Genomic DNA, 11,600 nt, shown 5'->3' with positions numbered 1-11,600 from the left:
CGGCGCCGCCCATGCCAAAGACCTTGCCGTTCACAACGCCGCTGGCCAGACCCTCGTAGGTGTCATCCCCGTCCTCGAGGAACACATCGCCGGTGATCACGCCGCTGTTGTTGAGCAGGTCCGCACCCGTACCCAGCCCGACATCGCCACTGATCTGGCCTGTATTGGTCAGCGAATTGGCGGTCGAGTTAAGGTCGTCAAGAAGGTCCACGGCGAAGCCATTGCCTGTCGATGCGATTTCACCGTGGTTTACGATATCGCCCGAATCCGCAAAGACCCCGCTTTGCCCACGAATGACACCGGTTGCATTGTTGGTCAGTGCCACAGAGGTAATTGCAAAAATCCCATCGGTTTGGCCCGCGATCAGGCCCGAATTCTCCACCGTGCCATCGCCTCGAATATCGACCCCTCGCTCGGTGCCCCCGCGGATCTCACCCGAATTGTCAAGAAACCCTCCGATGCCCATCTCGACACCTTTGCTGACACCGGTCAGGAGGCCGCTGTTGAGGATCGTCGTGTCGGCGCCGGCTTGCGCAGCTATGGCGAAATCGCCGCTGATCTGGCCAGCATTCGCGATGAAAATATTTGACGAAAAGCCCAGCTCAATCCCGTTTGCGCCAATGTTATCGGTGCTGGACGCACGAACAACACCCGTGGAACCGACATGGATCGCGACATTATTCGCAGTGTCTGTAACAATCCCGTCGTCATTGCCATAGACTGCTCCGTCTACCCAGAGCGTGACGTTAGCAACATTGGTAATCCCATCCCCGATCTGGATAGCATCGTCGGTATTCGAATTGCGGATCGTACCCTCGGGTACGAGGAAGGTCGCATCGGAAGCGGTGCTTAGAAACACCGTGTTGAGGTTGGTGGTTAGAATCGTGGTGGCCATGGTAAATAACTCCGTTTTGATGTGCCGAGCGCTGCATCCGGGCGAATTGACTGAACTAGAAATCCGCAGGATAGAAAAACCCGAACAAAAGCATAATATTGCGCGTCCCATTCACTCTGCAAATGAATGGCAGGCAGTCTACTTTCCAAATTGTTGTACCCATTAACCGGCAGACAAGTTGGCACAACGATCATAAAGGTGCCCCAGAAACTTGTGCCGATCAACAGTGTTCACCCTGCCTGGAACGCTCCTGCGCCTCGGTTCAACCTATGACTGAAAATGGGGCAGAGCGCACGACAGTCATCACTTGCTCAAAACTGCGGTTGGCGTCAGCGTCAATGTCACCGCCGCGCCGTGTGCCTCGCTCGCGGTCAGGCATCCCACTACTTGCATGATCTCAGGGCGGCTAAAGCAATTTCAGAAAAAGTTGATAGACTTTTTCGGTGCGAAATTGCGCAAAAACAATGAACTACAGCGTTACGACTGCTTCAACGCAAAGTCGAAACGCTGTAGGCTTTCACTGATTGAGGTCGCGTCTCTCACGCAGGCGTCCTACGCACGGCTACCGGTATATAGAAAGAGCGCGGCACCATCAGGTACCGCGCTCTCGTTTTCATCATCAAGCGTCTCTATTCCGCCGGAACAGCCTCGGGACGGGTGCCCAGGGGATGCTCCAGCTTGTCGAGCATTTCCCTGGGGCAGAACTGCACGAAGCGGTCCTTTTCGAGGTCCCAGTATTGCAAGATATCCTGGCCGCGCTGCGATCCGGTCTCGGCCACGTGCCGCTCGATCAGAGCCTTGAGCTCAGACTCCCAATGCGGCTCTGATACAGGGCAACTCACCAATGTCTCACCGTTGACGAGCGTTTCCGCGCGATCGTCGGGATCATAGACATAGGCCATGCCGCCGGTCATGCCCGCGCCGAAATTGGCCCCGATCTCGCCGAGGATCACCGCAGCCCCCCCGGTCATGTATTCACATCCGTTAGAGCCGCAGCCCTCGATCACCACATGCGCGCCCGAGTTGCGCACCGCGAACCGCTCCCCGGCGCGCCCGGCGGCAAAGAGATAGCCCGCCGTCGCCCCATAGAGCACCGTGTTGCCGATGATCGTGTTCTCGGCCGCCACCAGCGGGCTCGCCATCGGCGGGCGCACCACGATTGTGCCACCCGACAGGCCCTTGCCGACATAGTCGTTGGCGTCGCCACTGACCTCGATCTTCAGCCCCGGCGCCGCGAACGCCCCCAACGACTGCCCGGCACTACCGGTCAGCTTCACCGTCAGGTGATCGGGTTGCAAACTGTTGCGCATTCCGAACTTGCGCACGATATGGCTTGAGACCCGCGTGCCCACCGTCCGGTCGGTGTTCTGCACCGCGTAATGCAACTGCATCTTCTCGCCGTCATTCAGGAACCGCTGCGCATCGCGCACGATTTCCGCATCCAGCGTGTCGGGCACCTCGTTGCGCGGGCGGTTGCGGTCATAGCGGATGTCCTTGGCCCCATCGATGGTAATCAGCATCGGATTGAGGTCGAGATCATCGAGATGCGCCGAGCCACGGCTGACCTGCGTCAGCAGATCCGCCCGCCCGATCACCTCGCCAAGACTGCGCGCGCCGATGCTCGCCAGCAGTTCCCGCACCTCCTGCGCGTAGAAGGTGATGAGGTTCACCACCTTCTCGGCATTGCCGGTGAACTTGGCGCGCAGGTCCTCGTCCTGCGTACAGACACCCACGGGGCATGTGTTGCTCTGGCACTGCCGCACCATGATGCAGCCCATGGAAATCAGCGCGGCGGTGCCGATGCCGTATTCCTCGGCCCCCATCATCGCCGCCATGACGATATCGCGCCCGGTGCGCAAGCCCCCGTCGGTGCGCAGCGTGATCCGCTCGCGCAGATTGTTCATGCTCAGCACCTGATGCGCCTCGGTGAGGCCCATCTCCCACGGCAGCCCGGCATACTTGATCGACGTCGCCGGGCTCGCCCCAGTGCCGCCGTTATGCCCCGAGATCAGGATCACATCCGCCTTGGCCTTGGCCACACCGGCGGCAATCGTGCCAACCCCCGACTGCGCCACCAGCTTGACGGTGACCTTGACGGTCGGATTGATCTGCTTGAGGTCATAGATCAGCTGCGCCAGATCCTCGATACTGTAGATATCGTGATGCGGCGGCGGGCTGATCAGCGCCACACCCGGTGTCGCATGCCGCAACCGGGCGATCAGCTTGGTGACCTTCATGCCGGGGATCTGCCCGCCCTCACCGGGCTTGGCGCCTTGGGCGACCTTGATCTCCAACTCCTCGCAATGGTTGAGATATTCCGCCGTCACGCCAAACCGACCAGAGGCCACCTGCTTGATCTTGGCCGATGGATTGTCGCCATTCGCCTCCGGCGTGAAATGCGCCGGGTCCTCGCCGCCCTCGCCACTGTCAGAGCGCGCGCCGATCCGGTTCATCGCCACATTCAGCGTCTTGTGCGCCTCAGGGCTCAGCGCCCCCAGCGACATGCCCGGCGTCACGAACCGCTTGCGGATCGCGGTCACGCTCTCGACCTCTTCCAGCGGGATCGCCTCGCCCATCGGCTTGATCGCCATCAGGTCGCGCAGATGCGTCGGCGGGGTGTTCTGCATCGCCGCCGAATAGCGCTTCCACAGCTCATAACTCGCCTTGTTGCAGGCCATCTGCATCATGTGCATGGTCTGCGCGCCCCAGGCATGGGTCTCGCCCGATTTGCGCGCCTTGTAGAACCCGCCAATCGGCAGGATATCCTGCCCGCCCCGGAACGCGCGGGCATGCACCTCTTCCAGCTTGCCTTGGATGCCCGATACACCAATCCCGCTGATCCGGCTGGTCAGCCCCGGGAAATACTCGGCGCACATGGCACGGCTGAGGCCCACCGCCTCGAAATTCAAGCCGCCGCGATACGACGAAATGACTGAGATCCCCATCTTCGACATGATTTTGAGAATGCCGAGATCAATCGCCGAGCGATAGCGCGCCACCGCCTCGGTCAGACTACCCTCGATCAGCCCCCGGTCGATCCGGTCACTGATGCTGTCCTCGGCGAGGTAGGCGTTGACCACGGTGGCCCCCGCACCGATCAGCACGGCGAAATAATGCGGGTCGATGCACTCGGCCGAGCGCACGTTGAGACTACAGAAGGTCCGCAGCCCCTTTTGCGTCAGATGACTGTGCACCGCCGAGGTGGCCAGAATCATCGGCATGCCGACACGGGTCTCGCCAAGGTTCTGATCGGTCAGGATCAGATGCCCTGTGCCCGAGCGCACGGCATCTTCCGCCTCGGCGCGGATCCGCTCCAGCCCCTGTTGCAGCGCAGTCTTGCCCGCGCCAAAGGTGCAGTCGATCACCGCCACATCGGCGTTGAACTGCCGGATCATCTCATCCCATTGCGCGTTGCCGACAAACGGGCTTTCCAGCACCAGAATCTCGGTCTGCGCGCTCGACTCGTCCAGCACGTTCTTGAGGTTGCCGAACCGCGTCTTGAGGCTCATCACCCGGTATTCGCGCAAGCTGTCAATCGGCGGGTTCGTCACCTGACTGAAATTCTGCCGGAAATAATGGCTCAGCGGGCGATACTGCTTGGACAGCACGGCACTCGGCGTGTCGTCGCCCATGCTGGCAATCGCCTCTTTGCCATCCTCGGCCATCGGCGCAAGGATCTGCTCCAGCTCCTCGATGGTATACCCGGCGGCGATCTGCCGCTTGCGCAGCTCACCCGCCTTGTAGATCGGCACCTCGGTCACGGCGGCCAGCTTTTCATCCAGCTCGTTGATCTTGCCGACCCACTCGCCAAACGGCTGCGCATTGGCCAGTTTGTCCTTGATTTCGGCGTCGTGATAGAGCTTGCCCTCGACCATATCCACGGCCAGCAGCTGACCGGGGCCAAGCGCGCCCTTTTCCTTCACCTTGGTCTCGTCGATCGGCACCATTCCGGCCTCTGACCCGGCGATCAGCAGCCCGTCACCCGTCACCACATAGCGCATCGGACGCAGCCCGTTGCGGTCAAGACCGGCACAGACCCAGCGGCCATCGGTCATGGCGAGTGCCGCGGGGCCGTCCCACGGCTCCATCACCGAGTTGCAGTAGGAATACATGTCGCGCCACGCCTGCGGCAGCTCCTCGCGCTGCTTCGACCACGATTCCGGCACCAGCATGGTCTTGGCCATCGGCGCATTGCGCCCGGCCCGCACCAGCACCTCGAACACCGCGTCGAGCGCGGCACTGTCGCTTGATCCCTGCGGAATGATCGGCTTGATATCCTCGGCCCGCTCGCCAAAGGCCGAAGACGCCATGCGGATCTCGTGGCTCTTCATCCAGTTGGTATTGCCTTTGAGCGTGTTGATCTCGCCGTTATGCGCCAGCATACGGAACGGCTGCGCCAGCCACCATTGCGGGAATGTGTTGGTCGAATAACGCTGGTGATAGATCGCAAAGGCGCTCTTGAACCGCTCATCCATAAGGTCGGGGTAGAATACCGCCACCTGCTCGGCCAGCATCATGCCCTTGTAGATGATGCTCCGGCAGGACAGACTCGCAATATAAAGACTATTGATCCCGGCGGCCATCACCGCCTTTTCGATCCGGCGACGGATCACGTAAAGCTCGCGCTCGAATTCCTCTTCAGAGAGGCCCTTGGCATCTGAAATCAGGATCTGCTCGATCTCGGGACGGGTCGCGTTGGCCTTCTCGCCCAGACAAGTGATATCGACCGGCACATGCCGCCAGCCATAGATCGTATGCCCCATGCGCAGCACTTCGGTTTCCACGATGGTCCGGCATTGCTCCTGCGCACCAAAATTGGTGCGCGGCAAGAACACCTGACCGACCGCGACCAGACGGCTCTCATCCGGCTCATGCCCGGTGCGGCGAATCTGGTCATAGATGAACGACACCGGGATCTGCACATGGATACCCGCGCCATCGCCGGTCTTGCCATCGGCATCGACAGCACCCCGGTGCCAGATCGCCTTGAGCGCGTTGATCCCCGCCTCAACCACCCGCCGCGACGGTTTGCCATCCACCGACACCACGAGGCCGACACCGCAAGAGGAATGCTCCTCCTCATGGGCATACATGCCATTCTCGGCCATCCAGTCGCGCTTGGCCTCTTCCTTGGCCATCCAGTCCTGATCAAAGTTCGTCATCGGTCTTCACCCTTCCTTTACCCGGTGGGTCAGATTGTCTGTCTTATCGCCTCAAAGCGCTCTGCCGGGGCACCGCCGGAATACCGACGTGATACCGACGTTTTACCGCTACTCCGCCGCGACGGCCTGCGCCTCGCCCAGATAGTCGAGAATCGCCGCCGCCGAATCGCGCCCGTCACGGATCGCCCACACCACAAGGGACGCTCCCCGCACGATGTCGCCTACGGCGTAAACGCCCTCCATCGCGGTCTGTCCGGTGGTGAATTCCGCCTTCACGGTGCCCCAGCGAGTGACCTCCAATTCCTTTTGATCCCAAAGGGTTGGCAGGTCTTCGGCCTCAAACCCGAGCGCCTTGATCACCATATCGGCAGGCGCGTCATACTCGGCCCCCTCGATAGGTTCCGGGCTCTGACGGCCGGTGGCATCGGGTGCCCCGAGGCGCATCTGCTGCACTCTCACGCTCGTCACCGGGTCGTCGGCAAAGCCAATCGGCGCGCTAAGCCATTCAAATTTAACGCCTTCTTCCTCAGCATTGGCCACCTCACGCTGACTGCCGGGCATGTTCTCGCGGTCGCGCCGATAGAGGCACGTCACCGATTTGGCCCCCTGCCTTACGGCGGTGCGCACACAATCCATAGCGGTATCACCGCCGCCAACCACAACAATTCGCTTGCCGGTCGCGTTCAACTCGCCACTCTCATATTCTGGCACGGTATCGCCAAAGCCGACACGATTGCTCGCCGTCAGGTAATCAATCGCCCGCACGATGCCTTGGGCACCCGACCCCGGCCCTTGCAGATCGCGGCTCTTATAGACCCCCGTGGCGATCATTACCGCGTTGTGTTTATTACGAATTTCCTCGAACGTGATATCCGTGCCGACGTCACAGTTCAGCACGAATTCGACGCCCCCCTGCTCCAGTTGCTCGACCCGGCGCAGGACCACGTCCTTCTCCAGCTTGAAGCCGGGAATGCCATAGGTCATCAGCCCGCCACCCCGGTCATAGCGGTCATAAACCGTCACCTGAACACCCGCGCGCCGCAGCACGTCAGCGGCGGCAAGGCCCCCGGGGCCCGCGCCGATTATCCCAACGGATTCAACACGTTCCGATGCAGGCTTGATCGGCTCGACCCAACCTTCTTCCCACGCCGTGTCGGTGATGTACTTCTCCACTGCGCCAATCGTGACCGTGCCATGACCCGACTGTTCGATCACGCAATTGCCCTCACACAGCCGGTCCTGCGGACAGATCCGCCCGCAAATCTCGGGGAAGGTATTGGTCAACTGACTGATTTCATAGGCTTCCTTAAGGCGGCCTTGCGCGGTCAGCTGCAACCAGTCAGGGATGTTGTTGTGCAGCGGGCAATGCGTCTGGCAATAGGGCACGCCACACTGACTACAGCGCCCGGCCTGTTCCTTGGCCTTGGCATCGGCGTACTCGGCATAGATCTCATGAAAATCCTGCCGACGCGCCTCTGCCGTCCGTTTTTCGGGCATGTCCCGCCCGACACTCACGAATTTCAGCATGGGTTGCTTAGCCACGACGTGCCCTCCCAAAGTCTTTGCACCGCATGTCTCTACTCCAACGTTTACCAGAATAAAAGTCAGAACATATGACCTATATGTAAAAATTCTCCAACGCATTTATCTAAATAGTAAATATTTCATGAATACTAGGTCCGGTTCGGACCTGTATTGCCGATTGCACCGCAAACACAAAGGTTTATAGCTACAAAAGTCGCAGGCAGGACTTCAAAGAATGACGTTGTTTCACATTTTTCTCGTGGCCATCATTCAGGGACTCACCGAATTTCTGCCAATTTCCTCCTCGGGCCATCTCATCCTTCTGCCGAAACTCACCGGCATGGCAGACCAGGGACTCGCCATCGACGTGGCCGTGCATGTCGGCACACTGATGGCAGTGATGATCTATTTCTGGAGCGATCTGCGAGACGCGATACTGGGCTTGCCCCGTCTTATGTCCGGTCGTGCCGATACGGCCGGGTCACGTCTCGCCCTTTTGCTTGTGGTAGCCTCGATTCCAGTGATCGCGTTCGGCATTCTTCTGAAGGTCACCGGCCTCAGTGACATGTTACGCTCGCTGACAGTGATCGGCTGGTCCACATTGATTTTTGCTTTCGTTCTCTACTGGGCCGACCAAACCGGGACCACCAAAAAGCAGAGCACGAACTGGAATATGACGGACGCCATGGTAATCGGGGTCTGGCAGGCAGTTGCCCTCATCCCGGGCACATCCCGCTCTGGCATCACCATCACAGGCGCGCGCTTTCTCGGCTACGCCAGAGAAGACGCCGCACGGATCTCAATGTTGATGTCGGTGCCCACCATCATCGCCAGCGGCGTGTTTCTCGGCGGCGAGGTTGCCATGCAGGCCGATCTGGGGCTGCTGCGCGATGGTGCCATAGCCGCCGTTTTTGCCTTTGCGGCGGCCTATCTGGCGCTCAGCGTCATGATGCGCCTGCTGCGACGCATCAGCTTCACGCCATATGTAATCTACCGAGTCGTACTCGGTTTTCTGATCCTGGCCGCTGCGTATAGCTGAACTTGTTAAACGCGCAAGTTCTTGGCCGATTCCTTGATCGCCGCATATTGCCCATCGGGCCGGAAGCGCCACAGATATTCAGGCAACACGGATGCAATGGCCTGCGGCTCAATCCCGAGCGCGTCAAAGCCCTTGGCGTCTGCGGACACGACATTATCCACGCGCAAACTACGTACCTGATCTCGCGTGATCTGCGGCGGCACAAGGCCAAGTGTCAGGTTCTGGACTAGCTCCATGCCAGCGGCCATGATGGACGCAATGCCAAACGGAATATTGACGATCATCCGGCGCCTGCGGATCACGCCCAGCATTTGCTGCATCAAACCGCGAAACGTCTCGACCTCCGGACCGCCCAACTCATAAGTTCCAGCGGTAGCCGTCCCCATAGCTGCCTTCGAAGCGGCCTCAGCGACATCATCCACAAAGACAGGCTGAAACTTCGTACTTGCTCCCACGACCGGCAGGATTGGACCGAAACGCGTCATCGCCGCAAACCTGTTAAAGAACTTGTCTTCCGGCCCAAAGATCACCGAAGGCCGCAGAATGACGGCGGTCGGGAAATGCTTCAAAATGCCCGCCTCGCCCGCAGCCTTGGATTGCGCATACTCGCTCGCAGAGTCTGAATCTGCACCAATGGCTGACAGATGCGCGAGATGGGAGATGCCCTCTTGCGCCGCGATCTTCGCTATTCTCGTCGCGCCCTCGACCTGCACGGCCTGAAAGCTGTTCTTGCCCTTGCGATCAAAAGTGCCCACGCAGTTCACCACCGCATCGGCACCGTGCATCACCGCGCGCACGCTTTCATCGTCACGGATATTGCAAAACACCGGCTCAACCTGGCCAACGACCCCATATGGCTTGACGTGCATCGCTTCGTTTGGCCTGCGCACCGCCACCCGAACTCGCCAACCAGCCTGCGCCATACGCCGCGCGATATAACGACCAACAAACCCTGATCCGCCGTAGATGGTGACTAACTTAGACATTGGGGCCTCCGAGGCTTTGCGCATTCGCCCACTTTCCTATCCGCCTTGCGCGATTTGAACAAGGCGGTATGGTGATCGAGCCGAATGCCCGAAAATCGCCGTTGACACTTACGAGGCCGAGCGATAAACGCCTGCCTCACGACACCTGCCCAGGTGGCGGAATGGTAGACGCGCTGGCTTCAGGTGCCAGTGGCCGCAAGGCCGTGGAGGTTCGAGTCCTCTCCTGGGCACCAAATAAACCCATTAAGCCTTTGTTTTTATTTTATAATTTAACCGAAACCCAAAGTCTCATCCACCCAAATATCCACCCTCCGCAGTGTGGTTTATAGCCTGAGCCGCTAGTTGGGCGGATCATTTTGACTGGCGCAGGTAGTATGGCTGGTTGAGTAACATTCTGGTAGTGGGTCACTTTGAAATCCAACTCCACACAGCTTTGATTTGCGCCCAGCACGGTCAGTGACTATCTTAGGCGCATTGAATATTTTATGGTCGAACTTCGTCACGGGGAAGACAAACAAGTCTGGATCACTTGTTGCGAGACAGAAGCAGAAGCAATTGAACTAGCTTGCGAAGCGCCAGGGGCGCTGCCAAATCCGAGAACTGAGGCTAATCCTCTTTCTGAAGAACCACCTTTGCCCTTAAAACCCAACACTACTGAGAGATGGTTTCCGAAATGACGGATAAACCTAAAAGACCCCGTGACGTTAACCAGCTTGCCAAGTTCATTACGGACGTAGCGACTGGTGAAGAGGGCGCGTTCGGTGGCGACGTGGACTATGCGCAGCTTATCAAGCTGTACGGTGATGCTGGCGGCAAAACGGCAGCGCACAAGTTTTCCCCGGCAGAATGCACAAGCATCAAAAAGCGCACGGTCGATGGCAATCCCGACAAGGCGCTAATCAGCAAGTCATATGTAGAGCGCCAGAACCTTACGAAGCGGATGCACATGCGCCGGTTTATCCGCCTGACCAACGGCTTCAGAAAGAAGGTCGAGAATCACATGCACGCGGTTGCGTTGCACTTCATGTACTACAATTTCGTGAAGGTGCATCAGACCTTGAAGGTAACGCCAGCTATGAAGGCGGGTCTTACGGATCGTCTCTGGGACATTGCCGATCTGGTTGCTATGGTTGATGCGAATGAGCCTGCGCCCAAGAAACGCGGCCCATATAAAAAGCATGCTTGATCTAGGCGACCCCCGTTTCGGGATCGCCTTGGTGGCAATCCAGCTAACGCAATTGTATTTTCTGCTGCGCCACCAAACCTAGCTGAATTTACTGCTGACCTGACTTCCTTTTTTTTGGGGGTAAGGCCGCCCAAAAGGATACGACGACTGCGGATGCTGCGATCAGAGTGTCAATGACTTCCATGAATGACATATACTATACGGAAAGTCTCCGCGCTAGAATTAAGACTCACCCACTACCAACATTTAAGCATCATTGCATTTTGCAATATTTCTCCAGCAGCGACGGGATATATCTTCAACTAACCGAGATCACCCGTAGACATCGCCCCCGGAAAAATGTCTGGTGTCGGGCAAAAAGATCAAATGGCGGGGATGGTTTTCAGTGAACGTTCAACAGCATAAGAAGCTCACAGACGACATCTGGGAAATTGCCAAGCGCCTGCGCGGACCCTACCGCCCCCCTCAATACCGTCTCGTTATGTTGCCCATGGTGGTACTGCGCCGCCTCGACTGTGTGCTTGAAGACAGCATCGACCGCGTTCATGCTGAATACAACCGTATCAAGGCTGCAGGAACGCCTGAAAAAGCTATGGAGCGAATGCTCGCGCGGGTTGCTGACCCCGACCGCAAACAACCCCTATACAACACCAGTCAATACACCTTCGCCCGGCTGACCGCTGAGATATGGGCAAAAGTTGGTGACGCCTGATCAGGCGGCGGCTTGAACGTGGCGGAGCCCGTCGCGGAACTCAACCCCTTGGATGATCTCGGGCAGGCGATTTTGGCCGTCGAGTTTGCGCCATTT

The 11,600-nt window shown here is 58.7% G+C and carries 6 protein-coding genes, 1 tRNA gene and 1 pseudogene; 4 read left to right on the top strand and 4 right to left on the bottom strand.

Going from position 1 to position 11,600, the window contains the following annotated elements:
• The 3 genes from Q0X85_RS10455 to Q0X85_RS10445 all read right to left on the bottom strand — a co-directional run.
• The coding region (locus tag Q0X85_RS10455; RefSeq protein ID WP_297771843.1) for a hypothetical protein at positions 1–1,006 on the bottom strand (1,006 nt) is incomplete at its 3' end.
• Between the two features lie 518 nt (positions 1,007–1,524).
• Complete coding sequence (gene gltB / locus Q0X85_RS10450; protein WP_297771841.1) at positions 1,525–6,057, bottom strand: glutamate synthase large subunit; 4,533 nt, start codon at positions 6,055–6,057, stop codon at positions 1,525–1,527.
• Positions 6,058–6,165: 108 nt separating this feature from the next.
• The gene (locus Q0X85_RS10445; protein WP_297771840.1) at positions 6,166–7,599 is read right to left on the bottom strand and encodes an NAD(P)-dependent oxidoreductase; all 1,434 of its coding nucleotides are present in this window, start codon (positions 7,597–7,599) and stop codon (positions 6,166–6,168) included.
• A 217-nt stretch (positions 7,600–7,816) separates the two neighbouring features.
• On the opposite strand from Q0X85_RS10445, the gene Q0X85_RS10440 reads away from it, so the two are divergent.
• Positions 7,817–8,620: an undecaprenyl-diphosphate phosphatase gene (locus tag Q0X85_RS10440; protein ID WP_297771839.1), complete on the top strand. Its 804-nt coding sequence runs from the start codon at positions 7,817–7,819 to the stop codon at positions 8,618–8,620.
• 5 nt (positions 8,621–8,625) lie between these two features.
• Here the strand turns inward: Q0X85_RS10440 and Q0X85_RS10435 are convergent, their stop codons facing one another.
• Positions 8,626–9,606 (bottom strand): complex I NDUFA9 subunit family protein, encoded by a 981-nt coding sequence (locus Q0X85_RS10435; RefSeq protein ID WP_297771838.1) that lies wholly within the window; start codon positions 9,604–9,606, stop codon positions 8,626–8,628.
• Between the two features lie 147 nt (positions 9,607–9,753).
• Between Q0X85_RS10435 and Q0X85_RS10430 the strand changes: the two genes are divergently transcribed.
• From Q0X85_RS10430 to Q0X85_RS10420, 3 genes and pseudogenes are all read left to right on the top strand, one after another.
• Positions 9,754–9,839, top strand: a tRNA-Leu gene (locus Q0X85_RS10430).
• 515 nt (positions 9,840–10,354) lie between these two features.
• Positions 10,355–10,792: pseudogene (locus Q0X85_RS10425) on the top strand (IS1 family transposase); the annotation flags it as partial.
• Between the two features lie 346 nt (positions 10,793–11,138).
• Positions 11,139–11,504: a type I restriction-modification system subunit M N-terminal domain-containing protein gene (locus Q0X85_RS10420; protein ID WP_297771837.1), complete on the top strand. Its 366-nt coding sequence runs from the start codon at positions 11,139–11,141 to the stop codon at positions 11,502–11,504.
• The last annotated feature ends 96 nt before the right edge of the window (positions 11,505–11,600 follow it).

The sequence above is a fragment of the uncultured Roseovarius sp. genome, from assembly GCF_947259555.1.
Lineage (GTDB): Bacteria > Pseudomonadota > Alphaproteobacteria > Rhodobacterales > Rhodobacteraceae > Roseovarius.
This window is presented reverse-complemented; position numbering and strand designations above follow the sequence as displayed.

Coding starts and splice junctions, on each gene's coding strand:
- Q0X85_RS10435 (WP_297771838.1), bottom strand. CDS start 9,606: ATGTCTAAGTTAGTCACCATCTACGGCGGATCAGGGTTTGTTGGTCGT.
- Q0X85_RS10440 (WP_297771839.1), top strand. CDS start 7,817: ATGACGTTGTTTCACATTTTTCTCGTGGCCATCATTCAGGGACTCACC.
- gltB (WP_297771841.1), bottom strand. CDS start 6,057: ATGACGAACTTTGATCAGGACTGGATGGCCAAGGAAGAGGCCAAGCGC.